Below are 25057 nucleotides of genomic sequence, written 5' to 3'. Positions count from 1 at the left end.
ACCGAAGGCGGAAATCGTACACCTCGGAACGGCAGTTCGTGGCCTTTGCCCGAGCTGGACGGGAAGCGGACTGAATGGCGGCATGGGCCGCTTTTGAAGCTAGTTTTTTCTGCGGCAGCACCACCCATCCAGTCAGTTCCGTCAGAACGGGGAGAACCATGCACATCAACCGGCGTCTTTTGGCGCTCGCAGCGGTCACCGCCATCACCATGACCGCGCAGATCCCGGCCTTTCCGGCGGCCGCGGCGCCGCCCGCCGGCGGCGGCTTCAGCGGCGTGGCCGGCGATTTCAACGGCGACGGCCGCGACGACATCGTCACCTTCACCCGCGGCCCGGCCGCCGACGTCTACGTGGCGTTGTCGACGGGATCGTCCTTCTCCGGTACGGGTGTGAAATGGCACGACTTCTTCGCGGTGGGCACCGAGACGCCGTTGGTGGGCGATTTCAACGGTGACGGCAAGGACGACATCGCGACGTTCACCCGGGGTGCGGCGGCGGATGTGTACGTCGCATTGTCGACCGGCTCGTCGTTCACGGGTACGGGCGTGAAATGGCATGACTTTTTCGCGGCCGGTTCGGAGACTCCGGCGGTCGGCGACTTCAACGGCGACGGCAAGGACGACATCGCGACGTTCACCCGGGGCGCGGCGGCTGACGTGTACGTCGCATTGTCGACCGGCTCGTCATTCTCGGGTACGGGCGTGAAATGGCATGACTTTTTCGCGGCCGGCTCCGAGATCCCGGCGGTCGGCGACTTCAATGGTGACGGCAAGGACGACATCGTCACGTTCACCCGGGGCGCGGCGGCTGACGTGTACGTGGCGTTGTCGACGGGCTCGTCGTTCTCCGGTACGGGCTGGAAGTGGCACGACTTCTTCGCCGTGGGCTCCGAGCTGCCCTCGGTCGGCGACTTCAACCGCGACGGCCGCGACGACATCGTGACCTTCACCCGCGGTGCGGCGGCCGACGTGTACGTCGCGCTCTCCCGCGGCTCGTCGTTCGTCGGCACCGGCGTGAAGTGGCACGACTTCTTCGCCGTCGGCAGCGAGATCCCCGGTACGGGTGACTTCACCGGAGACGGCCGCGACGACATCGTGACCTTCACCCGGGGCCCGGCGGCCGACGTCTATGTCGCCCGCTCCACCGGCCGCACCTTCACCGGTACGGGCGTGAAGTGGCACGACTTCTTCGCCGTCGGCGCGGAGATCCCGCAGCCGGGCATCCTGTGGTGAGCCGTCCCACCCGGTAGCGGGCAGGGGCCGGGCCGGGAGTCTCCTGGTCCGGCTCTCGCCCGTCCCAGGCATTGACGGACGTGGCTGCGGCTTCTACGGTCGGCGGGAAAGCGCTTACCTAGAGCGCTCCTCCCGCCAGGAGTCCCCATGGATCGCCGCACCCTGATCAGGCTCGCCGCCACCTCCGGCGCGGCGATCGCCGCCGGTTCCACCGCCGGTGCGTACCCTGCCCAGGCCCGCCCGGGTCCGCGGAGCACAGTGGCCGCGGACGGCAGCGGTGACTTCACCACGATCCAGGCGGCCGTGGACGCCGTGCCGGCGGGCAACGCGACCCGCTTCACCATCGACGTCGCCCCGGGCACCTACCACGGCCAGGTGATCATCCCCGCCGACCGGCCGAACATCCTGCTGCGCGGCCGCGGCCGGCACCCGGAGCAGGTGGTGATCACCGACGACCGGGCCAACGGCACGCCGCGCCCCGAGGGTGGCACCTGGGGCACCTCGGGCAGCGCCTCCGTCACGGTGGACGGAGCCGGCTTCGCCGCCCGCAACCTGACCTTCTCGAACTCCTTCGACGAGGCCGCCCACCCGGAGATCACCGGACGCCAGGCGGTGGCCGTGCTGACCCGGGCCGACCGCCTCGAGTTCGACACCGTCCGCTTCCTCGGCAACCAGGACACGCTCTACCTGAACAGCCCGGCCGCCGACGTGCCCGCCCGGATCTACCTGCGGCGCTGCTACGTCGAGGGCGACGTGGACTTCATCTTCGGCCGAGGGACGGCCGCCTTCGACCGGTGCCGGATCCACTCGCTGGACCGTGGGTCGGCCACCAACAACGGCTACGTGACCGCGCCGAGCACCAGCGTGGCCAACCCGTACGGCCTGCTCTTCGCGGCCTGCGCGTTCACCTCCGACGCCCCGCCGGCCAGCGTCTACCTGGGCCGGCCGTGGCACCCGAGCCAGGACCCGAACGCCATCGGCCAGACCGTCATCCGCGACTCGTGGCTGGGCGCGCACATCGGCGCGACCCCGTGGAGCGACTTCGGCACCTGGCCGTGGCGCGACGCCCGCTTCGCCGAGTACCACAACCGCGGCCCGGGCGCGCTCGTCACGCCGGACCGCCCGCAGCTGACACGGGCCGAGGCGGCCGGCCTCACCATCACGGCGTTCCTCGCCGGCACCGACGGCTGGTCCCCGCACTGCTGACCGGCACCGGCGGGCCTGCGACGATCACGCCGGCGCCGAAACCTGGGAGATGACAGCTGTGACAGCGGTCGAGGAGTTCATCGAGGCCCTGGTGACGAGATTCCCGGCGTTCCGGCCGTGGTACGACGAGCATCTGCGGGACCTCGGCGAGCTGCTGCCGCACGTGGTCTTCGGCATCGGTGCGGGCCTCACCGACCAGATCGTGGACGCGTACCGGCAGGGCGAGGACGCCGGCCTGGACTGGCGCGGTGTGCTGGAGTTCCTCGACGCCCACTTCGACCGGGGCGACCGGGGGATCGACGAGGTCCTGGTCACGGACTTCCTGTGGGGGCTGCCCGGGCCGCGCCGGCCGGGCCACGGGCTGATCGGGGAACTGCCCGCACGCCTGCGCGAACGGTTCGACCTCATCCGGCCCTCCGGGTGAGCCCGCCCCGGCGCGCTCACGCCTCAGGAGGGAACACGCCGGCCCGGGCCAGCTGGCCCGGGACCTCGTGGCCGAGCAGCCCACCCAGCCGGGCCGCCAGCGGCAGCAGCGGCCGGACGTCCACCCCGGTGTCGTAGCCGCTCCGGTCCAGCAGATACACCAGGTCCTCCGTCGCGATGTTGCCGGTGGCGTCCGGTGCGAACGGGCATCCGCCGATGCCCCCGGCGCTGCTGTCCAGCGCCACCGGGTGGTCGCCGGCCAGGTCGGCTGCCGTGATCGCGTTGGCGTAGCCGGTGTTGCGGGTGTTGTGGAAATGCCATCGCAGCGCCACACCGGAGGCCTCGGCCGCCGCCACCCCGGCCAGTGCCCGCACCTGCGCCGGCACTCCGACCCCGATCGTGTCCGCGAAGGCGAGCTCGTCGGGCCGCGCGGCGGCCAGGCAGTCCGCGGTGACCCCGCGGACCCGGTCCACGGACACCGCACCGGAGAACGGGCAGCCGAACGCCGCCGCGATCGTGATCGTCGTGCGCAGGCCGGCCGTCCGGGCCTGCTCGGCGATCCGCTGCCAGGCGGCGACGCCCCCCGCCGTGTCGACGCCCTGGTTGCGCCGGCTGAACGTGTCCGTGGCGACCACCACCACGTTGACCTCGTCCATGCCGGCGGCGACGGCCCGGTCGAGGCCGCGTTCGTTGAGCACCAGCCCGATCCACGACACCGTGCCGCGGGGCAGCCGTGCGGCGACCTCCTCGGCGTCGGCCAGCTGCGGCACCCGGCGGGGATTGACGAAGCTCGTGCATTCGATGCGGCGCAGGCCCCCGGCCACCAGCGTGTCGATCAGCGCCACCTTGTCGGCGGTGGGCACCGGCACCGTCTCGTTCTGCAGCCCGTCGCGCGGGGAGACCTCCACGATCGAAACGCTCATTGCATACAACCTGCCCTCATCATGGACACCCTCTTGCGGAAACGCTGTGCCGGTGACCAGGATTGCATGCAATCGAGCGGAACGGGAGGCCCGGTGCGACCAGCAGCGGAACAGGCGGCGCAGTCCTTGCGAGAGGAGATCCTCTCCGGGGTGATCGCGTCCGGAGCCCGGCTCGGCGAGGCGGAGCTGGCCACCCGGCTCCAGGTGAGCCGCACGCCGATCCGGGAGGCGCTGACCCGGCTCGCCGCCGAGGGACTGGTCGAACTGCAGCCCCACCGCGGGGCCCGGGTGGCGACCTGGTCCACCGCCGAGCTGCGGGAGATCTTCGAGCTGCGGTTGCGGCTGGAGCCGTACGCGGTCCGCCTGGCCGTCCCGAAGCTCGGCCCGGAGCAGCTGGACGAGCTGCAGGAGCTGGCCGAGTCCATGCTGCGCACCGGAAAGCCCGGCCGGCGGCAGGATCTCGGCCCGATCGTCGAGGCCAACCGGCGTTTCCACGGCCTGTTCATCGAGGTCGCCGGCACGGCACCGCTGGCCGCCGCGCTGCGCGGGGTGACCCACGCCGCCGTCGTGCACCAGAACTTCCACGACTACACGCCGGAGGCGCTGCTGCGCAGCCTGCACCACCATGTCGAGATGGTCGCGGCCGCGCGGGCCGGCGACGGCGACTGGGCCGAGGCGATCATGCGGGCCCACCTCTACAACGCCCGCGCCACGATGATCGGGGTGCCGCGCTCATGAGTCTTCCGCTGGACGATCTGCGGGTCGTGGAGTTCGGTCAGTTGCTGGCCGGTCCGTTCTGCGGGCAGCTGCTCGGTGACTTCGGCGCCGAGGTGATCAAGGTCGAGGATCCCGCCAAGGGCGATCCGATGCGCGAGTGGGGACGCGAGAAGCCGCACGGCAAGTCGCTGTGGTGGCCCGTCGTCGCCCGCAACAAGAAGTCGATCACCTGCAACCTGCGCGAGCCCGAGGGCCAGGCGCTGATCCGCCGGCTGATCGACACCGCCGACATCGTGGTGGAGAACTTCCGGCCCGGCACGCTGGAGCGCTGGGGGATGAGCCCGGAGACCCTGTGGCGGACCAACCCCGGACTGATCGTCACCCGGGTGACCGGCTACGGCCAGACCGGGCCCTACGCCGGCCGGGCCGGCTTCGGCTCGATCGGCGAGGCGATGGGCGGCATCCGGTACGTGATGGGCGAGCCCGGCGGCCCGCCGGTGCGCGCCGGCATCTCGCTGGGCGACTCCCTGGCCGCGGTCTACGCCTGCCTCGGCACGCTGGTCGCGGTGCACAGCCGTACCCGTACCGGCCGCGGCCAGGTGGTCGACTCGGCCATCTACGAGGCCGTGCTGGCCATGATGGAGTCGCTGCTGCCGGAATGGTCGGTCGCCGGCTACCAGCGTGAACGCACCGGAGCCACGCTGCCCAACGTCTCGCCGAGCAACGTCTACCCGACCGGTGACGGCGACCTGATCCTGATCGCCGCCAACCAGGACACGGTCTTCGGCCGGCTCGCCACCGCGATGGGCGAGCCGGAGCTGGCCCGCGACCCCCGCTACGCCACCCACTCCGCCCGCGGCGCCGCGATGGCCGAGCTCGACGACCACATCGCCCGCTGGACCTCGACCCTGGGCGCCGAGCAGCTGCTGGGGATCCTGCACGCGAACGGCGTACCGGCCGGCCGGATCTTCCGGGCCAAGGACATGTTCTCCGACCCGCACTTCGCGGCCCGGGAGGCCATCGTCCGGGTGCCGCACCCCGACTTCGGCGAACTGCCCATGCAGAACGCCACCCCGCGGCTGTCCGCGACCCCCGGTGCCGTCCGTACCGCCGGGCCGGCCCTCGGGGAGCACAACGACGAGATCTACGGCGGACTGATCGGACTGGACGACGAGGAGCAGGTACGCCTGCGCACAGCCGGAATCATCTGAGGGAGAGCGGCATGTCATATCGACTCGGCGTGGATGTGGGCGGAACCTTCACCGACGTACTGCTGGTCGACGAGGAGTCCGGGTCGACCTGGCGGGCCAAGACCGCCTCGACGCCGAGCGACCAGTCGATCGGGGTGCTGCACGGCATCGACAAGGTGTGCGCGGAGGCCGGGGTCGCCCGCGGCGACATCGCGCACGTGCTGCACGGCACCACCGTCGCGACCAACGCGATCCTGGAGGGCAAGGGTGCCACGGTCGGGCTGGTGACGACCCGGGGCTTCCGGCAGGTGCTGCAGATCGCCCGGTCCTTCGTGCCCGGCGGGCTGGCCGGGTGGATCATCTGGCCCAAGCCGGAACCCCTGGCCGCGCTGGAGAACACCGTGGAGGCGCCCGAGCGGATCGGCAGCGACGGCACCGTGGTGCAGGAGCTCGACGAGGAGGCGGTCCGGCAGGCACTGCGGGCCCTGCGGGCCAACGGGGTCGAGGCGCTGGCGGTGTCGCTCATCAACGCCTTCGCCGACGACCGGCACGAGCGGCGCATCGCCGAGCTCGCCGCCGAGGAGCTGCCCGGCATCGAGGTCTCGCTGTCCAGCGTGGTCCTGCCGGAGATGCGCGAGTACGAGCGCGCCCTGACCACCGTGGCCAACGGCTACGTGCAGCCCCAGGTCGCCCGGTACGTCGCCAACCTGTCCGCGCAGCTGGCCGGGCAGGGCGTACCCGGGGAGCTGTCGATCCTGCGCAGCGACGGTGGCCTGTCGTCGGCCGGCGCGGCCATCTCGGCGCCGGTGACCATGCTGCTCTCCGGCCCGGCGGGCGGGGTCACCGGCGCGGTCTGGGTGGCCGAGCAGTCCGGGCACACCGAGCTGATCACCTTCGACATGGGCGGCACCTCGACCGACGTGGCGCTGGTGCGCGGCGGCACGGCCCGGATCGGCCGCGAGACCAAGGTCGGTGACCTGACGGTACGGGCCTCCGCCGTCGACGTGCGCACGGTCGGTGCGGGCGGTGGCTCGATCGCCCACGTCCCGCAGCTCACCAGGGCGCTGCGGGTGGGTCCGCAGTCCGCCGGGGCCGAGCCGGGCCCGGCCGCGTACGGCAAGGGCGGCACCGAGCCCACGGTGACCGACGCCAACGTGGTGCTCGGCTACCTGCCCGCCTCGCTGGCCGGCGGCGAGATCACCCTGGACCGTCAGGCCGCCCGCGCGGCGGTGCAGACCGTCGCCGACGCGATGGGGCTGGCCAGCGCCGAGGCCGCGGCGGCCGGGATCATCGACATCGTCAACGAGAACATGCTCGGCGGCCTGCGCCTGGTCAGCGTGCAGCAGGGCTTCGACCCGCGCGACTTCGCCCTGGTCGCCTTCGGCGGGGCCGGGCCGCTGCACGCCAACGCCCTGGGCCGGCTCACCGGGGCCTGGCCGGTGATCGTGCCGCCGTCACCCGGCGTGCTGTGCGCGCTCGGCGACGCCACCACCTCCGCGCGCGACGAATCGGCCCGTACGGTGCTGCGCAAGCTCGACGAGCTGGACGCCGCCGAGCTGCGGACCGTCTTCGGTGAGCTGGCCGCGGCCGCCTCGCAGCGGCTGGCCGAGCAGGGCGTCCCGGTGGCCGGGCACACCACGACGTACTCGGCCGATCTGCGCTTCGTCGGGCAGGGCAACGAGCTGGCGGTCACCTTCGACGCGGACCTGCTGGCCGCGGCCGACGGTGCCGAGCAGCTGGCCCGGCGCTTCGACGCCGAGCACGAGCGGCTCTTCTCCTTCACCCTGCCCGCCGGGCACGAGCTGGTGAACGCGCGCGCCACCGTCACCGGCCCGCGGCCGCGGGTGGCCCCGATCCGGCTCGAGCCCGGCGACGGGGACGTCTCGGCCGCCCGCAGCGGCGACACCCGGATCTACGTCGACGGCGCGTACGTCGACGCCGGGCTCTACGACCGGCTCAAACTGCGGGCCGGCGACGTGGTCCCCGGCCCGGCGATCGTGGTCGAGATGGACTCCACCACCCTCGTGCTTCCCGGGCACACCGCCACCGCCGACGCCGCCGGCAGTCTGCTCATCCGTCCCAGCGTTACGGAGGCCTGAGATGGCGCGCATCGTCGAACCGAACAGCACCGCGGTCCCGCGGGTCGAGGTCGACCCGGTCACCCTCGACCTGGTCGAGAACGGGCTGCGCAACGCCCGGTACGAGATGGACGAGGTGCTGTTCCGCACCGCGCTCTCGCCCGGCATCCGGGAGCAGCACGACGAATTCCCGCTGATCGCCGACCCGGCCGGGAAGATGGTGGTGGGCCAGTTCGGCCTGTCCATCCCGGACTTCCTGGCCGGCTTCGACGGTGACATCGGCGAGGGCGACATCCTGCTCACCTCCGACCCGTACGCGTGCGGCGCCGCGATCAGCCACGCCAACGACTGGCTGGTGGTGCTGCCGATCTTCGTCTCGGGCCGGGTGGTCGGCTGGGCCTCGATGTTCGGGCACATGTCGGATGTCGGCGGCAAGACCCCGTCGTCCATGCCCACCGACGCCCGGACCATCTACGAGGAAGGCGTGGTGATCCCGCCGTTCAAGCTGTACGACGCCGGCCGGGTCAACGAGGACGCGCTGCGGATCATCCTCAACCAGGTCCGGGTGCCGGACTGGAACCGGGCCGACCTCAACGGGCTGGTCGCCGCCTGCCGCACGGCCGCGCGCCGGGTGCAGGAGATGTGCGCCCGGTTCGGGGTGGACACGTACCTGTCGGCGCTGGACGCCCTGCTCCAGCGCAACCACGACGCGATGAAAGCCCTGCTGCACCTCGTCTTCGAGGAGGGCCGGACGCTGTCGTTCACCGACTACATCTGCGACGACGGCGTGGGCTACGGCCCGTACGAGCTGAAGCTGTCGCTGACCCGCACCGGCGACAAGGTGCACCTGGACTTCACGGGCTCGTCGCCGCAGGCCCGGGGCCCGATCAACTACTACCTGAACGAGAACCTGGCCCGGATGTTCTTCGGCATCTACATGATCACCGTGGCCGATCCGCAGATCCTCTGGAACGACGGCTTCTACCCGCTGGTCGACGTGACCATCCCGGACGGCTCGTACTGGAAGCCGAAGCACCCGGCCGCGCTCAACGCCCGCAACCACGGCATCGGCCGGGTCTTCGACCTGTTCGGCGGCCTGCTCGGGCAGACCAACCCGGCGCTGCTCAACGCGGCCGGCTTCTCGTCGTCGCCGCACTTCATGTACTCCGGGAACTACTCCGGCGGCGACCGCAAGGGGGAGTGGTTCCAGCTGTACTCGATCGGCTTCGGCGGGATCCCCGGCCGCCCGCTGGGTGACGGCCCGGACGGGCACTCGCTGTGGCCCAGCTTCGTCAACATCCCGTGCGAGTTCCTGGAGTCGTACTACCCGCTGCGGATCGAGAAGTGGGAGACCATCGCCGACACCGGCGGCGCGGGGCTGCACCGCGGCGGCAACGGCGTCGACGTCGCGTACCACTTCCTGGAGCCCGGGACCATCGCCATCCACGACGACCGCTGGCTCATGTACCCGTGGGGCGTCAACGGCGGCGAGCCGGGCGCCCGCGGCCGCAAGTGGATCGACCGGGCCGGCGGCACCCGGGAGATCCTGCCCAGCAAGTGTCACGACGTGCCGGTCGGACCCGGCGACGTCCTGCACTTCGTCACCTGGGGTGGCGGCGGCTGGGGCGACCCGCTGGCCCGCGACGCGGACCTGGTCGCCCTCGAGGTCCGCCGCGGCCTGGTCACGAGCGAGGGGGCGCGGCGCTACGGCGTGGTCGTCGACGACACCGGTACGCCGGACGGGCCGGCCACCGAGGCCCTGCGGATCCGGCTGCGCGCCGAGCGCCCGCGCGAGCTGCCGGTGTTCGACATGGGCCCCGGCCTGGACGAGATCCTGGCCCGGTGCCAGGAGGAGACCGGCCTGCCCGCGCCGACCCGTCCCGTGTGGGCCTGACGTGAGCGCCGCGTTCGGTGGCGAGCTGGGCTGGGGCCGGCGCCCCGCCCTGCTCGTGATCGACATGATGCGGGCCTACTTCACCGCCGGGAGCCCGTTCGACCTGGGCTCCCGGGCCGCGGTCGACGGGTGCGCGGCGCTGCTGGCCGCGGCCCGCGACGCCGGGCTGCTGGTGGTGCACACCCGCGTGCGGTACACCGCCGGGCTGGCCGACGGTGGCCTGTTCGTCCGCAAAGTGCCCGGGCTGGCGGTGCTGGCCGAGGGCGCGGGAGACCTCGGCGATGTCGTTCCCGGCCTCGAGCCCCGCCCCGGCGAGGTCGTCGTGGCCAAGCAGTACGCGTCCGCCTTCTTCGGCACCTCGCTGGCGGCGACCCTCACCGCCGCCGGGGTCGACACCACGGTGATCGCCGGGGTCTCGACCTCCGGCTGTGTCCGGGCCAGCGCCACCGACGCGATGCAGCACGGCTTCCGTCCGATCGTGGCCGCCGACGCCTGCGGTGACCGCAGCCCGGAGGTGCACGACGCCAACCTCCACGACCTGGCCGCCAAGTACGCCGACGTCACCACCGTCGCGGCGGTCCGCGCCCACCTGGCGGCCGGGCCGTTCACCCCACCGGGCTGAACCGCACCCCGCTCAGCCGGGCCCCGGCGCTCGGGAAGACGAGGTAGAGGTCGCGTCGCCCGGTCGCCCCGGCCAGCGGCGCGGCCACCTCGATCCAGTCGTGCCGGCCGGCCGTGGCGGGCACGTCCAGGACGGCGGCGACCGGGCCGGACAGCGGTTCGTCGAGCCGCACCTCGATCCGGGCGCCCGGGCCGGCCGCCGCCGTCGCCGCGGTGATCCGGTGCCCGCCCGTGCCGAAGTCGACGCGGTCGAAGGCCAGCCAGGCGCCGTCGCGCAGGGCCACCACCGCGTCGCCGCGGTGCGGGCCCTCGTCGGTCAACGCCGTGCCGAACTCGCCGTCGCGGTTCGCCGCCCGCAGCGGGTCGCCGCCGGCCCGCCGGTGGGGCAGGACCTCGCCGTGCACGGTCAGCGTCGCGGTCGCCGTGATGTCGGTGCAGGACCGGCCGGCGAGGATCGAGTGCCGGGCCGCCTCGACGACCGGCCGTTCCCCGACCACGTCGTAGAACGCCAGGTCGTCCACCCGCAGCGGCATCGTCACGGTGGTGCGCTCACCGGGCGCCAGCCGGACCCGCCGGAAGCCTCGCAGCTGCCGCAGCGGCTGCTTGTCCCGGGACCGGCGTTGCCGGGTGTAGAACTGCACGACCTCGGTGCCGGGCCGGTCGCCCACGTTGACGACGTCGACGCTGATCTCCACCTGTTCGCCCGGCGCCGCCTGCTCGGTGCTCAGTCGCAGGTCGTGGTGCTCGAAGCGGGTGTAGCCCAGCCCGTGCCCGAACGGGTACAGCGGCCGGCCCCGGAAGTAGAGGTACGTCGCGTCGCTGCCGATGATGTCGTAGTCGAGCAGGTCCGGCAGTTCGTCGGCGCCGCGGTACCAGGTCTGCGGCAGCCGGCCGGTCGGCTCCACGGGCTCACCGTCCGGCGTCCCGCCCAGCAGTACGTCGGCCAGCGCGTTCCCGAACTCCTGGCCGCCGTGCGCCGACCACACCAGCGCCGGCAGGTGCTCCTGTGCCCAGCCCACCGCGTACGGGTAACTGCTCGTCAGCACCAGCACGGTCCGTGGGTTGGCCGCCCGTACGGCCCGCAGCAACGCCTCCTGTCGCGGGGGCAGCGCGAGGTCGGCACGGTCCTCGGTCTCGCGCCCGGCCACCATCGGATGGTTGCCCAGCAGCACCAGCGCCACGTCCGCGTCCCGGGCCAGCGCGGCGGCGGCCGCCACCCCGTCCTCGGCCAGCTCCAGCGTGAAGGCGGCCGCCGTGTCCTCGGTGGCGGCGTCCGCGCGCAGCACGCCGTCGGGGCCGGTCGCGACGTACCGGTTGCTCGCCAGGTGCCGCAGCACCACCGCGTCCTGGTGCCGGATCGGTTCGAAGGTCTCCCGCACCACCCACTCGCCCGGCTCGGGCCGGTCGTTGACCAGCACGCCGCTCTCGTCGGCGCGCACGTACCGCCGGTTGGCGGCGGCGCGCAGCGTGATGGTGCCGCCGCCCCAGTCGAGCAGGTCGAACCCGGCCGTCGAGCCGGTGCCCGGCTCACCGACCCGCAGCGGGGCGCCGTCCGGACCGTCGCCCGCGAGCACCGTCCCGGCCGGGGTCCGCAGCCGGACCTGGTCGACGCCTTCCGCGGTGCGCACGTTCTGCCGGCCGAGGCGCTCGGCCAGGCCGGCGTGGGCCGTCACCGCGTACGGCAGGGTGCCGCTGTACCAGTCCGCCAGCACGGTGCCGGCCAGCGGCCCGAGCACCGCGACGGTCCGGTCCGGGGCCAGCGGCAGCACCGCGTCGCTGTTCTTGAGCAGCACGACACTGCTCCGGGCGGCCTCCCGGGCCAGCTGCTGGTGCTCGACACAGTTGACCACTTCGGCGGTCGTGGCCGCGTACGGGTCGGGCCCCTCCGGGTCGAACTCGCCCAGCCGGAACCGGACCGCCAGGATGTGCCCGGCGGCCGCGTCCACGTCGGAGTCGGTGAGCAGACCCCGCTCCAGTGCCTCGTGCAGCCGTTGCCGGGTGGCCGTGGCGTCCTCGGTGAAGCAATCGACCCCGGCGCGCAGGGCGGCGGCGAACGCGGCCGCGTGGTCGCTCAGATAGCCCTGCTCACCGGCCAGGTTGCTGCAGGCGTACGCGTCACCCACGACCAGCACGTCGTCGGTGGTCCAGGTGCGCAGCTCGTCGGCCAGCAACGGGCTCAGATGCGCCGGCCGCCCGTTGACCAGGTTGTACGACGCCATCACGGCGACCGCCGCGCCGGTGGCGATGGGCTCGCGGAAGGCCGGCAGCTCGTACTCGTGCAGCACCCGCGGTGGCAGGTCGCTCGACGTGAGGTGCCGCTCGGTCTCGTTGTTGTAACCCAGGAAGTGCTTGAGCGTCGGTGCCGTCCGCAGGTGACGCGGGTCGTCGCCCCGCAGTCCCCGGGCGTACGCGCCGCCCAGCACGCCGGTGAGCCACGGGTCCTCGGCGTACCCCTCCTCGTTGCGGCCCCAGCGCGGGTCGCGCAGCGGGTTGACCACCGGGGCCCAGACGTTGAGGCCGACGCCCGCCGGGTCCTTGTGGTGCAGTCCGCGCACCTCGTCGCCGACCGCCGCGCCGACCCGGCGCACCAGCTCCGGATCCCAGCTGCTGCCCAGCCCGACCGGCTGCGGGAAGACGGTGGCCTCGCCGAGCCAGGCGACCCCGTGCAGGGCCTCGGTGCCGGTGCGGAACGGGCCGACGCCGAGTCGCGGGACCGGGGCCTGGTGCTGGTGCAGCAGCGCCACCTTCTCCGGCCGGGTCAGCCGGCTGAGCAGGTCGGTGACCCGGTCGGACAGTGCTGCACCGGGGTCCCGGAAGGTCCCGCGGACCGGGTCGGTCATGGCTGAGCCTGGCCGCGGTGTGGTGCGGCTGGGCGCCGCTCGGTGCAGTCGGTCATGGCGGTTCTCCTCGGCGTGGGATCGAGGCGGTGCCGGCCAGGCCGTGGCTGCGGCCGGGTCGTCGAAGCGCTTCGATGAGGATGCGGAAAAGGCTCCGCCGGGGCCAGGGATTACATCCGTGTTACGGCGGAGCCTTCTGAGGTTGGCACCAGGCATCGACGCCGGTCAAGAGGTACGGCGAGATCCGTCGATGCCCGGCGGGGGCTCACGCTGCCGGGGCCGGTAGCTTCCCTGCCTCGAGCCGGTCCAGGGCGAGCATCGCGCCGCCCAGCGCCGCCCCGTCCGGGTGCAGTGTGGACGCGGTGACCCGGCAGCCGATCTCTCCCGGCGCGCGCGACGCCAGCTCGGTCTCCACCGCCGGCAGCAGCCAGGGCGCGAGCGAGGCGAAGCTGCCGCCGAGCACCACGACCTGCGGGTCCAGCAGCTCGGCCAGCATCGCCACACCGCGGCCGAGCAGCGTGCCGATCTCGGTGAGGGCCTTGACGACGTGGGCGTCGCCGTTCGCGGCCAGTGCCGTGATCCGGTCCAGCTCCGGGGTGAAGTCGACGATCGGGCCGTCCTGCGCGGTGTCCGGCAGCGTGCGGCGGACCAGTGCCGGCAGTCCCGCGACGGTCTCCAGGCACCCTTGCCGCCCGCACCGGCACGCCGGGCCGGTGCAGTCGACCTGCAGGTGACCGGCCTGCCCGGCGAAACCGCGCGAGCCCCGCAGCGGGCGGCCGTCGGCCACGATGCCGGCGCCGATCTCGACGCCGCCGATCAGGGCCAGCAGGTTCGGGGTGTCGGCGTCGGCACCGCCCCGATACTCCGCCAGCGCCGCCAGGTTGGCCGCGCTGTCGACGACCACCTCGAACTCGGGGTGGCGCAGGCCGCGTTCGAGGGCCGCGCCCAGGTCCAGCTCCGCGCGGCCGAGATGCGCCGCGAACCGGACCCCGCCGCCCGGCGCGACCATCCCGGGCGCGGCGACGGTCAGCCCCAGCACCCGGCGCTCCTGGGCGGCCATCTTCGCCACCACCCGGCCGGCCAGCGCCGCGACGGCGGCCTCGGCCCGCCCGGGTGTGCCGTCCAGCCCCGGGTACGCCCGCCGCCACGTCAGCAACCGCTCGCCGGTGAGATCGACGGCGATCGCCACCAGGTGGTCGGCGGCCACCTCGATGCCGATGGCCGCGTACGGACGGCTCTGCAGGGTCAGCATCGACGCCGGCCGGCCGATCCTGTTCTCGGTCAGGCCCGTCTCGCGCAGCAGGCGCCGTTCCAGCAGGTCGGTGACCAGGCTGGAGACGGTCGCCTTGTTGAGGCCCGTGGACGCGGCGATGTCCGCCCGCGAACAGGGCGCATGGGTCCGAACGAACCGCAGCACGACGGCCAGGTTCGTCGTTCTCACGTCGGACAAGTCCGCCGGCCGCGTCATGCCGTGCGTACTGATCACGTCAGTCCTGCCTCTCGCCGCCGGCCTTCCCCGGCCGGCCCGTTCATCATGCCGCACCGCCCCGGCACCGGGCGCGGGCAGCTCTTGTGGGTCCATCGACGGTCGGCTAATTTGTTTGGCTACAAGCTAAACAAACTCTAGCGGGAGGCCGTCGCTCCCGTCGACCGTTTATCGAGGAGCACGTCGTGACACCACCCACGGGTCCCTCCGCCGACCGCCGGGGCTTCCTGAGCCTGCTCGGCCTCGGCGCCGTCGCCGTCGCGAGCGGGGGCGCGCTGGCCGGCTGCGGCGACAAAGCCACCCGCGGTGGCGCCACGCAGAACCTGGACAAGCTCTCCGCCGTGATCCCGGAGCAGAAGGCGTTCCCCGGGATGCCCCAGCCCGACATCAAGGGCACCCGGCCGGTCCCGGACGGCTACACCAAGTACCCGGCCGAGCTGGTCGACGCCATCGCCGAGAAGCCCGGCACCGGGGGAGCGGCGATCCGGGCGATGGTGCCGGTGTGGGGTCCGGCGCCGCCGTCGGGCAGGAGCAACTCCTACCTGACCGCGATCAACGCCGAGCTCGGCGCCACCGTCGACTTCAGCGCGCAGGACGGCCTGGCCTACGCCGACAAGCTCGGCGCGATCCTGGGCGCCCGTGACGTCCCCGACCTGCTCTGCGTGCCCAACTGGGAGGTCGAGAAGCTGGCCCGGTTCAGCGACGCGGTCGGCGCGCTCTTCGAGGACCTCACGCCGTACCTGCAGGGCAGCGCGGTGCAGGCGTATCCCATGCTGGCCACCTTCCCGGCCGGGGCCTGGCGCGAGTCGTGCTGGAACGGGCGGCTGATGGCCGTGCCGAACCCGACCGACGGCCCGTTCCCGTGGGCCCTCTTCCAGCGCAAGGATCTGCTGGACAAGGCCGGGGTGACCGCGCCGAAGAGCATCGACGACCTGTTCGCCGTCGGCAAGGAGGTGACCAACCCCGGCAAGGGCGTCTGGGCGTACTCCGACATCTTCGCCATGGTGCAGATGTTCCACAAAGCCCCGGGCACCGAGGAGGGCTGGCGGCTCAAGGCCGACGGCACGCCCGAGTTCAAGTACGAGACGGCCGAGTTCCGGCAGGCCGCCGAGGTCATGGCCCGGCTCTACAAGGCCGGCTACGTGCACCCCGACATCGTGGCCAGCAAGGGCGCCGACGCCAAGCAGCTGCTGCAGAGCGGCAAGATCCTGTTCCACCAGGACGGCCCGGGCATGTGGCAGCCGATGCAGGCCGAGCAGCAGAAGATCACGCCGGGCTTCAACATCCAGCCGGTCCCGCTCTTCTCGGCCACCGGCGGCGACCCGCTGGCGTGGGGCGACGACGAGCCGATCTCGTACCTGTTCATCAAGAAGGGCCTCGGCAAGGCCCGGGTCGAGGAGCTGCTGCGCATCATCAACTGGTGCTCCGCCCCGTTCGGCACCAAGGAGTTCGACCTGCGGGAGTTCGGCGTCGCCGGCAAGCACCACACCCGCGACGCGGCCGGGCCGGTGAAGACCGAGCTGGGCTTCAAGGAGATCCAGAACCAGTACTTCTTCATCAGCGGCCGCAGCCCGGTGCTGCCGCCGTACCCGCAGACCCCGCGGTTCGTGCCCGAGGTACTGGCCTACTCCAACGAGACGGTCAAGTACCTGGAGAAGGACCCGTGGGACGGGCTCAAGTTCGAGATGCCGGCCAAGTTCAAGGCGGCCAACGTGCCCACCCAGGACAAGATCACCGACATCGTCCGGGGCCGGCGCCCGCTGAGCGACCTCGACACGGTGGTCAAGGAGTGGCGCGCGGCCGGCGGGGACGAGGCCCGGCAGATGCTCGGCACGGCGCTGGCCGACGCCGGTAAATGAGCGCCGATCAGGCCAGCCGGCCGGCTCCCGCCCTGCCACCGGAGCCGGCCGGGTCACCCCGGCCACCGCGCGATCGTCCGGCGGCCCGGCCGCGACGCTCACCCCTGCGGGCCCGGCTGCGCCGCGACTGGCCGCTGCTGGCCATGGTCGCCCCGGGCGCCGTAATCCTGCTGCTCTTCCACTACCTGCCCGTGCTGGGCAACATCGTGGCGTTCCAGGACTACAACCCGTACCTGGGTGACGGTGCGCTGCAGGCGCTGACCTCGAGCCCGTTCGTCGGGCTGGACAACTTCCGGGACCTGTTCGCCGACCCGGCGTTCTGGGACGCGCTGTGGAACACGCTGTCCATCACCGCGTTCCAGCTGGTCTTCTTCTTCCCGCTGCCGATCGCCCTGGCGATCCTGCTCAACGGCATCCTGTCGCGGCGGCTGCGCGGCTTCGTGCAGACCGTGGTCTACCTGCCGCACTTCTTCAGCTGGGTGCTGGTGGTGACCTTCTTCGTGCAGATGCTCGGCGGCGCCGGGGTGCTGTCGCAGGAGCTGCGCGACGCGGGCGTCAACCCGCCCGAGATCATGTCGAACCCCGACACCTTCATCGTGCTGGTGACCGCCGAGTCGGTCTGGAAGGACCTGGGCTGGGGCACGATCGTCTTCCTGGCCGCGCTGGCCGCGGTCGACCCCAACCTGTACGAGGCGTCGGCCGTGGACGGCGCCGGCCGCTGGCGCCGGCTGTGGCACATCACCCTGCCCAGCCTGCGCCCGGTGATCGTGCTGCTGCTGATCCTGCGGCTGGGTGACGCCCTGTCGGTCGGCTTCGAGCAGTTCCTGCTGCAGCGCGACGCGGTCGGCCGGCAGGCCGCCGAGGTGCTCGACACGTTCGTCTACCACCAGTCGATCGCCACCGGCGACTACGGTTTCGGCGCCGCCGCCGGTCTGTTCAAGGCGATGGTCGGGCTGGTGCTGATCCTGGCGGCCAACAAGGTCGCCCACATGCTCGGCGAACGGGGGGTGTACTCGCGATCATGACCGCGACCACGAATCTGCGCGCGTCGCGCCGCCGGCATCCCGAGCGGCCGGCCTGGGAGGAGGACCCCGGGATCGCCGGCCAGACCGCCAAGGGGGTGGTGCTGACGGCCGTCGTGCTGGCCGTGCTGGTGCCGCTGTGGGTGGTGCTGGTGACCAGCCTGTCGTCGCGGGAGACCATCAACGCCACCGGTGGCCTGGTGGTGGTGCCGCGCGAGCTCGACTTCTCGGCGTACCGGATCATCTTCTCCGGTGGGCAGATCAGCAAGGCGCTGCTGATCAGCACCCTGGTCACCGTGGTCGGCACGGCGTTCAGCCTGGTCCTGACCGTGCTGGCCGCCTACGGCCTGTCCCGGCCCGGCTCGGTGCTGCACCGCGGCCTGCTCTTCTACTTCCTGCTGACCTTCCTGATCTATCCCGGGCTGGTGCCGAGCTATCTCGTGGTGACCGGGCTCGGTCTCAAGGACAGCCTGTGGTCGCTGATCCTGCCGGGCGCGGTGAGCGTGTTCAATCTCGTGGTGGTCCGGGCGTTCTTCCAGAACATCCCGGGTGAGCTGCTCGACAGCGCCCGGATCGACGGGGCGGGGGAGTTCCGCATCCTGCTCCGGATCGTGCTGCCGCTGTCGCGGGCGGTGGTCGCGGTGGTGGGCCTGTTCTACGCGGTCGGCTACTGGAACATCTGGTTCAACGCGCTGCTCTACATCGACGACAACGAGAAGTTCCCGATCCAGCGGATCCTGCAGAGCTACATCCTGGCCGGCCAGGCCCCGCAGACCTCGGGCGCGGTGGGCGTCACCCTGCCGCCCACCCTGGCGATCAAGATGGCCGTGGTGGTCGTGACGGTGGCCCCGATCGCCCTGGTCTACCCGTTCGTGCAGCGGCACTTCACCCGGGGGGTCATCGTCGGGGCGGTCAAGGGCTGAGGACGATCGGCACCGGCCGGCCGGCCGGCAGCGTCACCTTCCGGTACGCCGCCCCGGCCGCCGGGGCGCCCACCTCGATCCTGGTCTCGTGCCGGGCGCGGAGCACCGCCGCCACCCGGCCCGGCGCCCAGCTCAGCTCGAGGACACGGACGGCGTCGCGGGCGGCGAGCCCGGTGACCCGCCCTCGCGGCCAGGCCCCGGGCAGCGCGGGGAGCAGGTCCAGCCGGCCGTGCGCCGAGCGGACGAGCATCGCGGCGATCACCGCGGGCAGGCCGCCGGCGAGGTCCACGTTGAACAGGGCGTCCCGGTTGTGGGTGGGCACGAGGTTCTCCCGCCAGTAGCGGCTCGCCATCGTGACGACCGTGCCGTACGCCTCCTCGGCCATTCCCAGCGCGGCCGCCGCCAGCCCCAGCTGGGCCAGCCCGTAGCCCATCTCGTCGGACTCCGCGCCCGCCCACCAGGCCAGCCGGCTCCGCACGGTGGCCACCGCGGCCGCGCGCAGCACGGGATCCTCGGTGATCAGCGGATCCGGCTCGTACCAGAGCGGCCACAGGTGCGACGCGTGCCGGTGCGCGGGCTGATCGTCGAGCCCGTTGTGGCACCACTCGGCCAGCAGACCGTCAGCGACGCGGTAGCCGGGCAGTGCCGCGAGCAGCGATCGCCACGCCGGTGCGGCCGGGTCGTCGGCGGCGTACCGCAGCAGGTTGCCCAGCAGGTCGCGGACCACCGCGACGTCCATGGTGGCGTTGACGCAGGCCTGCGAGCCGGTCGAGGCGGGCGCGTTCTCCGGCGAGTACGACGGGCTGAACCGGGCCGTGCCGTCGCGCAGCGGCACGAAGTCGAGGTAGAAGTCCGCAGCCTCGCGCAGGAACGGCAGCGCCCGGTCCCGCAGGAACTCCCGGTCCCCGGTGTACCGCCAGTAGTCGACGTAGAGCCGGCTCATCCAGGCCGCGCCGGCGGTCCAGAACGTCTGGCACCACACCGGGCCGAAATGGTTCTGCCGGCCGTGGGTCGACAGGTGGACCGGGGTCAGCAGGCCGCGGGCGCCGTACAGCCGGCGGGCGTTGTGGCGCAGGTCGTCGCGGTGGGCGTCGAGCAGGTCGAAGACCGGGAGCAGCAGCTCGGGGGTGGCGGTCGGCAGCAGCGCGGCTACCGCGGCGGGCAGATTGCCGTCCAGCGTGTACCCGCTGGACCACGGTGGCGTCCAGCTGCCGCTCCACACGCCCTGCAGCGTCGGGGGCAGCTCGCCGGTGCTGCTGACCACGGCGTACCGACCGGCCTCGAACAGCCGCTCCACCAGGGCCGGGCCCACCGGCCGGGTCAGCAGCCCGGCGGCCGGGGCGGCCCGGTCGGCCGGATCCCCGCCCAGATCCAGGTGTACGCGGCCCATCAGCTCGCCGTGCACGGCGCGGTGCGCGTCGAGCAGCGTGGCGAAGTCACCCGGCACGTCCGGGTCGGGCTCGCCGGGCAGCAGCGTCCGGATGACCAGGGTGGCGTCCGAGCGCACCACCGGGCCGTCGACGTCGCCCGCCAGGGCCCGGCAGCGCACCCGGTAGCCGGTCAGCGCACCGGGCCACCTCGCGTCGAACTCGGCCGTCAGCAGGATGCCGTCCTCCCCGGAGCCGGTGCGGGCCCGGACCGGGCGCGGTGGCATGCCGTCGATCAGGCCCAGCGCCAGCCGGCCGGAGAAGCCGCCGGTCGCCGACAGCCGCACCACGATCGCGTCCGCCGGGCGCGAGGCGAAGACCTCCACCCGCGTCTCGCCGAGCTCGTCGCGGAAGCGCAGGACGACCATGCCGGTGGCCGGATCGACGCTGCGCTCGACGGCCGCGGCCGGGCGGCCGGGGCGCACGGTGAGCGTCCCGGCGCCGACCAGCGGATCGATCCAGACCGTCTCCGCGTACGCGGGTTCGCCTTCGACCGCGCGGTCGCACACCTCCTGGGCGGCTCGCGCGTACTGCCCCTGGTCGAGCAGATCCCGCAGGCGCGGCAGGATCGTCGCGGTGTCGGGCGCCGGCAGGGGCGCCCGCAGCGGCAGGAACAGCCGTTCGTGCGAGACGGTCAGCCGGATCTCGGCCGGGGTGCCCCAGCAGAGCGCGCCCTGCCGCCCGTTGCCGGTCACCAGGGCGTGCTCCCAATTGACAGCGTCCCGCACCGGCCCTAGTTTGGCGGGATTCCCAACAAACAACAAGCGGGGAGCGGCATGCCGGGGTTGCTGTACGGCGGGGACTACAACCCCGAGCAATGGCCGCCCGAGGTGCAGGCGGAGGACGCCGAGCTGATGCGGCGAGCCCGGGTGACCACCGCGACCGTGGGCGTCTTCGCGTGGTCGAGAATGGAACCGGCCCCGGGCCGCTACGATTTCGGCTGGCTCGACGAGGTGCTCGACCGCCTGGCCGCCCACGGCGTCGGCGTGGCGCTGGCCACGCCCACCGCGTCCCCGCCGCCGTGGTTCAGCCTGGCCCACCCCGAGGCGCTGCCGGTCGATGCCGACGGGGTGCGGCTCAGCCACGGCAGCCGCGACACGTACTGCGCGAGCGCACCGGCGTACCGCACGGCCGCCCGCCGCCTCGCCGCCGCGCTGGGCGAGCACTACCGTGGCCACCCCGGGCTGACGATGTGGCACGTGCACAACGAGTACGGCACCACCTGCCACTGCGAGCTGACCGCCGAGGCGTTCCGGGCCTGGCTACGGCGGCGCTACGAAGGCCTGGACCAGCTCAACGCCGCCTGGACCACGGCGTTCTGGGGCCAGCACTACACCGACTGGGCGCAGATCCGGCCACCGCGGCGCACCCAGTACCTGCCCAACCCGGCCCAGGTGCTGGACTTTCGCCGCTTCACCTCCGACGAGCTGCTGGCCGCGTACACCGAGCAGCGCGACGTGCTGCGCGCCGCGACGCCCGGCGTGCCGGTGACGACGAATTTCGTGCTCGGCGGCTGGGTGCCGGTCGACCACGCCCGCTGGGCCCGCGAGGTGGACCTGGTCGCCATCGACCATTACCCGTCGGAGCCCGGGATCGCCGCGGAGGAACAGGCGGCGTTCGCGGCCGACCTCGCCCGCGGCTGGGCCCGGCGCAGCCCGGGCGGACCGCACTGGTTGCTGATGGAGACAGCCCCGAACCTCATCTACACCGCCGGCCGGATGCACACCAAGGAACCGGGACGGATGGCCCGGCAGAGCCTGGCCGCCGTGGCCCGGGGATCGAAGGGGGCGCTGTTCTTCCAGTGGCGGGCGCCGCGCGGCGGGGCCGAGCTGTTCCATTCCGCGCTGGTGCCGCACGCGGGCCCGGACAGCCGGGTGTACCGCGAGGCGGTCGCGCTGGGTGAGGCGCTGGATCGCATCGGCGAGGCGGCCGAGGGGACGGTGGAGGCGCGGGTGGCGATCGGGTACGACGAACCGTCCGCCTGGGCGCTGCAGGGGGCGGGGCTGCCGTCCGACCGGCTGGACCACGCCGAGGAGGCGCAGCGGGCGCACCGGGTGCTGTGGCGGCGGGGGATCGTCTGCGACGTGATCGGTGCGCTGGAGGGGCTGTCGGCGTACCGGATGCTGGTCCTGCCCGGGCACTACCTGATGACCGACGCCCAGGCTGGGCAGCTGCGGGCCTGGGCCGAGGCGGGCGGGCACCTCGTGGTGACTTACCTGACCGGGATCGCCGACGAGCATGCGCGGGTGCGGACCGGCGGTTACCCGGGGGCGCTGCGGGAGCTGCTCGGCGTCCGGGTGGAGGAGTTCCATCCGCTCGGGCCGGACGACCGCGTCACGCTCACCCCGGCGACTTCCGGTGACCTGTGGCCGGCGGCGACCGGGGATCTGTGGAGCGAGACTGTGCACCTGGCCGGGGCGCACGCCCTCCTCCGGTACGCCGGTGGTGTCCTCGACGGCCGGCCCGCCGTCACGCGGCACACGGCCGGGGACGGCATGGCGTACTACGTGTCCACCCGCCTCGATGCGGAGGCGCACGGGCACCTGCTGGCCACGGTGGCCGCGTCGGCCGGTGCGGGGCCCGAGCAGTCCGGTCTGCCGTCCGGGGTGGAGGCGGTGCGCCGGCAGGCCGGTGACCGGTCGTGGCTGTTCCTGCTGAATCACACCGGCGACGAGCACGAGGTGCCCGCCACCGGCGTCGATCTGCTGACCGGCACGGCGGTGACCGACGGGATCCGGCTGCCGGCCGGTGGGGCCGCGGTCATCCGCCGGACCTGATCCGCTATCCGGTGACCGAGAACGAGTTGGTGACGAAGTTCTTGCCGCCGGCGGCCGAGGTGATCTCGTAGCCCAGCTGCACGTTGCCGATCGTCACGTCGCCGAACCAGCCGCGGGCCCGGATCCATTGGGCGATCGCCCGGATGTCCACGGTGCCGGCGCTGGTGTTACTGGTACGCACGAACGAGTAGACCTGGTTCGCCCCGTTCGAGCCGCGGTAGACGGCCCAGGTGTGGCCGCCGACCGACGTGGTGGTCTGCAGGCTGCCCAGCGGGCCGACCGCGCCGTACTTGTTCATCCACAGCATGATCTCGTGCGCGTTGTCCGAGGACCAGATGTCGTACGCCGTGGTGAACGCGACGCCGCTGGTCGGCACGGTGACGTTGAAGCTGCTGGTGGTGGTGCCCAGCGCGCTGACCCGTTTGCCGAGATAGCGGGTGGCGTTCGGGTACGCCTTGATGCCGCCGGTGTTGGGGTGGTCGGCCCATACGCCCCAGTTCGACGCCGAGTTGGCCCAGATCGTCTGCGGGCCGTAGCCGGATCCCCAGACGTTGTTGTAGAGCGTATAGCCGTTGCTCGACCAGGTGCCCCACCGGTCCGTCGACGACCACACGGCCGCCTGGGCCGGCGTCGCGACCAGGGCGGCGGCCGCGGTCAGCAGCCCGGCGACGAGCACGCCGATGAGCAGGCGCAGCGTACGTCTCATGGTCAACCCTTCCTTAGTATGGAAACACAACTAAGTAGAACGATACATGTCGATTGAATGAGACGACGGTACTGTGAGCGCTCCCAAGCAACTGGCAATGTGTTTACAACATGTCGGTAACCGGATTACTGTGAGCGCTCCCAGCATTGAACGGCATCGATCGACGGGCGGTCTGGCATGGTTCTCCGTGAGGTCCGGAAGCGGATCGGCGTCCTCGGCGCCTTCCTCGCCGTCACCCTGACTGCCGCGGCCCTCGGAGCACCGGCCGAGGCCCAGGCCGCGACGCTGTCGATGCGCGGCGCCGACGTCTCCACCCTGCAGCGCGCCGTCGACCTGGGCGCGAAGTACTACACGGCGGCCGGCGCGCAGGCCGACCCGCTCGACATCCTCAAGGGCGCGGGCGTCAACTACATCCGGCTCCGGGTGTGGAACAACCCGGCCAGCGGCTACAACAACGCCGCCAAGGTGCTGGCGTACGCGCGGACGGTCAAGGCCAAGGGGTTCAAACTGCTGGTCGACTTCCACTACTCCGACACCTGGGCCGACCCCGGGGTGCAGACCAAGCCGGGAGCCTGGTCGAGCCACGGCATCAGCACGCTGACCAAGGACGTCTACGACTACACGTACGGGCTGTGCACCAGTCTCAAGGCGCAGGGCACCACCCCGGACAGCGTGCAGATCGGCAACGAGATCAACGTCGGCATGCTGTGGAACGACGGCAAGGTGGTCAACAACGACTTCACCAACCTGAGCCTGCTGCTGAAGTCGGGCTACAACGCGACCAAGGCCTGCAACTCCTCGACCCAGGTGATCATCCACACCGCCAACTCGGACAGCGACGCGCACGCCCGCTGGTTCTACGACGGCATCCGGGCCAAGGGCGTCACCTGGGACATCACGGCCCTGTCGTACTACTGCAACTGGCACGGCACGATGGCCAACATGACCGGCGTCATCGCCGACGTGATCTCCCGGTACGGCAAGCCGGCGATCCTGGCCGAGACCGCGGCCCCGTTCACGACCAACAACGCCGACAGCACGGGCAACAGCATCACCACCGCCTGCTCGGGCTACCCAGCAACCTGGACGGGCCAGGCCGCGGCGTTCACGGCGGTGCAGAACGCGGCCAAGGCCGGCGGGGCGATCGGCGTCTTCTACTGGGAGCCGACGTGGACGGCGGTGCCCGGCAACGGCTGGAACCCGGCGAACATCGCGACCTCCGGCGACGGCTGGGACAACATGGCCGTCTTCAACTGGACCAACGTCTTCAACGGCTCCGTGAAGTGGATCAGCTGACCGGTCGCGCTACCGGGCCAGGAAGTGCCATCCCAGCCAGAGCCACGCCCCGAACACGACGACCCGTCCGCTGCGTGACCGCATCACCGCGGTCAGCGCGGCGGACAACGGCCGTACGCCGGAATCCTGCCGCCGCGCGGCCAGGTCGACCGCGACGGCCACCGCCAGCACGGCGGCGAAGCCGGCGATGACGGCGGCGCGTGGCGTCACCGGTTCACCAGCCACAGTCCGGAACCGACCCACAGGCCGTAGCCGAGCACCCGGCCGGGATACGTGCCCAGCACCGGATCGGCGAGCGTGCTGAGCGTGGGATGCGCGAGGTCGTCCGGCCCCAGCCACAGGCCGAGCTCGAAGGCCACCCCCAGCGCGAGCAGGCCCAGCCACACGGCCGCCGAGCGCACCCCGAGCGGCGGCGCCGGCCGCGGCCGGCGCCGCACTCC

20 protein-coding genes are annotated in these 25057 nt (G+C 72.5%); 13 read left to right on the top strand and 7 right to left on the bottom strand.

Going from position 1 to position 25057, the window contains the following annotated elements; translation table 11 throughout:
* The first annotated feature begins 74 nt into the window (after positions 1 to 74).
* The 3 genes from ACWEOZ_RS17245 to ACWEOZ_RS17235 all read left to right on the top strand — a co-directional run bounded on the left by ACWEOZ_RS17245 (position 75) and on the right by ACWEOZ_RS17235 (position 2862).
* Positions 75 to 1232 carry an FG-GAP repeat domain-containing protein gene (locus tag ACWEOZ_RS17245; RefSeq protein ID WP_451911672.1) on the top strand — a complete coding sequence of 386 codons (1158 nt, stop codon included), beginning with the start codon at positions 75 to 77 and terminating at the stop codon, positions 1230 to 1232.
* A 147-nt stretch (positions 1233 to 1379) separates the two neighbouring features.
* Positions 1380 to 2438 carry a pectinesterase family protein gene (locus ACWEOZ_RS17240; RefSeq protein ID WP_451911671.1) on the top strand — a complete coding sequence of 353 codons (1059 nt, stop codon included), beginning with the start codon at positions 1380 to 1382 and terminating at the stop codon, positions 2436 to 2438.
* Positions 2439 to 2496: 58 nt separating this feature from the next.
* The gene (locus tag ACWEOZ_RS17235; protein ID WP_451911670.1) at positions 2497 to 2862 is read left to right on the top strand and encodes a hypothetical protein; all 366 of its coding nucleotides are present in this window, start codon (positions 2497 to 2499) and stop codon (positions 2860 to 2862) included.
* A 16-nt stretch (positions 2863 to 2878) separates the two neighbouring features.
* On the opposite strand, the gene ACWEOZ_RS17230 is transcribed toward ACWEOZ_RS17235, so the two are convergent.
* Positions 2879 to 3784, bottom strand: a complete 906-nt coding sequence (locus tag ACWEOZ_RS17230; protein WP_451911669.1) for a hydroxymethylglutaryl-CoA lyase — start codon at positions 3782 to 3784, stop codon at positions 2879 to 2881.
* Positions 3785 to 3877: 93 nt separating this feature from the next.
* Between ACWEOZ_RS17230 and ACWEOZ_RS17225 the strand changes: the two genes are divergently transcribed.
* The 5 genes from ACWEOZ_RS17225 to ACWEOZ_RS17205 are packed head-to-tail and all read left to right on the top strand — an operon-like array spanning position 3878 to position 10285.
* Positions 3878 to 4522, top strand: coding sequence for a GntR family transcriptional regulator (locus tag ACWEOZ_RS17225; RefSeq protein ID WP_360553442.1), 645 nt, complete (start codon positions 3878 to 3880; stop codon positions 4520 to 4522).
* Positions 4519 to 5712 (top strand): CaiB/BaiF CoA transferase family protein, encoded by a 1194-nt coding sequence (locus ACWEOZ_RS17220; protein WP_451911668.1) that lies wholly within the window; start codon positions 4519 to 4521, stop codon positions 5710 to 5712. Before ACWEOZ_RS17225 ends, ACWEOZ_RS17220 begins: the two co-directional genes overlap by 4 nt.
* 11 nt (positions 5713 to 5723) lie before the next feature.
* Positions 5724 to 7790: a hydantoinase/oxoprolinase family protein gene (locus ACWEOZ_RS17215; protein WP_451911667.1), complete on the top strand. Its 2067-nt coding sequence runs from the start codon at positions 5724 to 5726 to the stop codon at positions 7788 to 7790.
* A 1-nt stretch (position 7791) separates the two neighbouring features.
* A complete protein-coding gene (locus ACWEOZ_RS17210; RefSeq protein ID WP_451911666.1) occupies positions 7792 to 9663 on the top strand; it encodes a hydantoinase B/oxoprolinase family protein in 1872 nt (623 codons plus the stop codon).
* Between the two features lies 1 nt (position 9664).
* Positions 9665 to 10285: an isochorismatase family protein gene (locus ACWEOZ_RS17205; protein ID WP_451911665.1), complete on the top strand. Its 621-nt coding sequence runs from the start codon at positions 9665 to 9667 to the stop codon at positions 10283 to 10285.
* Here the strand turns inward: ACWEOZ_RS17205 and ACWEOZ_RS17200 are convergent.
* Complete coding sequence (locus ACWEOZ_RS17200) at positions 10269 to 13124, bottom strand: glycoside hydrolase family 3 C-terminal domain-containing protein (RefSeq protein ID WP_451911664.1); 2856 nt, start codon at positions 13122 to 13124, stop codon at positions 10269 to 10271. The genes ACWEOZ_RS17205 and ACWEOZ_RS17200 overlap by 17 nt on opposite strands.
* A gap of 262 nt (positions 13125 to 13386) precedes the next feature.
* Positions 13387 to 14562, bottom strand: coding sequence for an ROK family transcriptional regulator (locus ACWEOZ_RS17195; protein ID WP_451911663.1), 1176 nt, complete (start codon positions 14560 to 14562; stop codon positions 13387 to 13389).
* A 230-nt stretch (positions 14563 to 14792) separates the two neighbouring features.
* Between ACWEOZ_RS17195 and ACWEOZ_RS17190 the strand changes: the two genes are divergently transcribed.
* From ACWEOZ_RS17190 to ACWEOZ_RS17180, 3 genes are read left to right on the top strand one after another with little or no spacing between them, the layout of a single operon-like run.
* The gene (locus ACWEOZ_RS17190) at positions 14793 to 16466 is read left to right on the top strand and encodes an extracellular solute-binding protein (protein ID WP_451911662.1); all 1674 of its coding nucleotides are present in this window, start codon (positions 14793 to 14795) and stop codon (positions 16464 to 16466) included.
* Positions 16463 to 17491, top strand: coding sequence for an ABC transporter permease (locus ACWEOZ_RS17185; protein WP_451911661.1), 1029 nt, complete (start codon positions 16463 to 16465; stop codon positions 17489 to 17491). The genes ACWEOZ_RS17190 and ACWEOZ_RS17185 overlap by 4 nt, the downstream gene beginning before the upstream one ends.
* Positions 17488 to 18411, top strand: a complete 924-nt coding sequence (locus ACWEOZ_RS17180) for a carbohydrate ABC transporter permease (protein WP_451911660.1) — start codon at positions 17488 to 17490, stop codon at positions 18409 to 18411. The genes ACWEOZ_RS17185 and ACWEOZ_RS17180 overlap by 4 nt, the downstream gene beginning before the upstream one ends.
* Here ACWEOZ_RS17180 and ACWEOZ_RS17175 read toward each other — a convergent pair.
* Entirely contained in the window at positions 18401 to 20566 is a 2166-nt protein-coding gene (locus ACWEOZ_RS17175) for a glycosyl hydrolase family 95 catalytic domain-containing protein (protein WP_451911659.1), read from the bottom strand. The two genes, ACWEOZ_RS17180 and ACWEOZ_RS17175, sit on opposite strands and share 11 nt — an antisense overlap.
* 48 nt (positions 20567 to 20614) lie before the next feature.
* On the opposite strand from ACWEOZ_RS17175, the gene ACWEOZ_RS17170 reads away from it, so the two are divergent.
* Positions 20615 to 22615, top strand: a complete 2001-nt coding sequence (locus tag ACWEOZ_RS17170; RefSeq protein ID WP_451911658.1) for a beta-galactosidase — start codon at positions 20615 to 20617, stop codon at positions 22613 to 22615.
* Positions 22616 to 22619: 4 nt separating this feature from the next.
* Here ACWEOZ_RS17170 and ACWEOZ_RS17165 read toward each other — a convergent pair whose 3' ends face one another.
* The gene (locus ACWEOZ_RS17165) at positions 22620 to 23321 is read right to left on the bottom strand and encodes a GH12 family glycosyl hydrolase domain-containing protein (RefSeq protein WP_451911657.1); all 702 of its coding nucleotides are present in this window, start codon (positions 23319 to 23321) and stop codon (positions 22620 to 22622) included.
* Positions 23322 to 23498: 177 nt separating this feature from the next.
* Here ACWEOZ_RS17165 and ACWEOZ_RS17160 point away from each other — a divergent pair, with 177 nt between their 5' ends.
* The gene (locus ACWEOZ_RS17160) at positions 23499 to 24617 is read left to right on the top strand and encodes a glycoside hydrolase family 53 protein (RefSeq protein WP_451911656.1); all 1119 of its coding nucleotides are present in this window, start codon (positions 23499 to 23501) and stop codon (positions 24615 to 24617) included.
* Positions 24618 to 24626: 9 nt separating this feature from the next.
* Here ACWEOZ_RS17160 and ACWEOZ_RS17155 read toward each other — a convergent pair whose 3' ends face one another.
* Both ACWEOZ_RS17155 and ACWEOZ_RS17150 read right to left on the bottom strand, forming a co-directional pair.
* Positions 24627 to 24827, bottom strand: a complete 201-nt coding sequence (locus ACWEOZ_RS17155) for a DUF6186 family protein (RefSeq protein WP_451911655.1) — start codon at positions 24825 to 24827, stop codon at positions 24627 to 24629.
* A partial coding sequence (locus tag ACWEOZ_RS17150; protein ID WP_451911654.1) for a hypothetical protein occupies positions 24824 to 25057 on the bottom strand: 234 nt, incomplete at its 5' end. The genes ACWEOZ_RS17155 and ACWEOZ_RS17150, both read right to left, overlap by 4 nt.

Source organism: Actinoplanes sp. NPDC004185, assembly GCF_053603475.1.
The sequence above is the reverse complement of the archived record's forward strand: the minus strand, read 5'-3'. Positions and strand labels throughout refer to the sequence as shown.

What these genes read in the sequence shown, in the direction of transcription:
- ACWEOZ_RS17245 (WP_451911672.1), top strand. Translation starts at nt 75, where the DNA reads ATGGCGGCATGGGCCGCTTTTGAAGCTAGTTTTTTCTGCGGCAGCACC.
- ACWEOZ_RS17240 (WP_451911671.1), top strand. Translation starts at nt 1,380, where the DNA reads ATGGATCGCCGCACCCTGATCAGGCTCGCCGCCACCTCCGGCGCGGCG.
- ACWEOZ_RS17230 (WP_451911669.1), bottom strand. Translation starts at nt 3,784, where the DNA reads ATGAGCGTTTCGATCGTGGAGGTCTCCCCGCGCGACGGGCTGCAGAAC.
- ACWEOZ_RS17220 (WP_451911668.1), top strand. Translation starts at nt 4,519, where the DNA reads ATGAGTCTTCCGCTGGACGATCTGCGGGTCGTGGAGTTCGGTCAGTTG.
- ACWEOZ_RS17215 (WP_451911667.1), top strand. Translation starts at nt 5,724, where the DNA reads ATGTCATATCGACTCGGCGTGGATGTGGGCGGAACCTTCACCGACGTA.
- ACWEOZ_RS17210 (WP_451911666.1), top strand. Translation starts at nt 7,792, where the DNA reads ATGGCGCGCATCGTCGAACCGAACAGCACCGCGGTCCCGCGGGTCGAG.
- ACWEOZ_RS17200 (WP_451911664.1), bottom strand. Translation starts at nt 13,124, where the DNA reads ATGACCGACCCGGTCCGCGGGACCTTCCGGGACCCCGGTGCAGCACTG.
- ACWEOZ_RS17185 (WP_451911661.1), top strand. Translation starts at nt 16,463, where the DNA reads ATGAGCGCCGATCAGGCCAGCCGGCCGGCTCCCGCCCTGCCACCGGAG.
- ACWEOZ_RS17180 (WP_451911660.1), top strand. Translation starts at nt 17,488, where the DNA reads ATGACCGCGACCACGAATCTGCGCGCGTCGCGCCGCCGGCATCCCGAG.
- ACWEOZ_RS17170 (WP_451911658.1), top strand. Translation starts at nt 20,615, where the DNA reads ATGCCGGGGTTGCTGTACGGCGGGGACTACAACCCCGAGCAATGGCCG.
- ACWEOZ_RS17165 (WP_451911657.1), bottom strand. Translation starts at nt 23,321, where the DNA reads ATGAGACGTACGCTGCGCCTGCTCATCGGCGTGCTCGTCGCCGGGCTG.
- ACWEOZ_RS17160 (WP_451911656.1), top strand. Translation starts at nt 23,499, where the DNA reads ATGGTTCTCCGTGAGGTCCGGAAGCGGATCGGCGTCCTCGGCGCCTTC.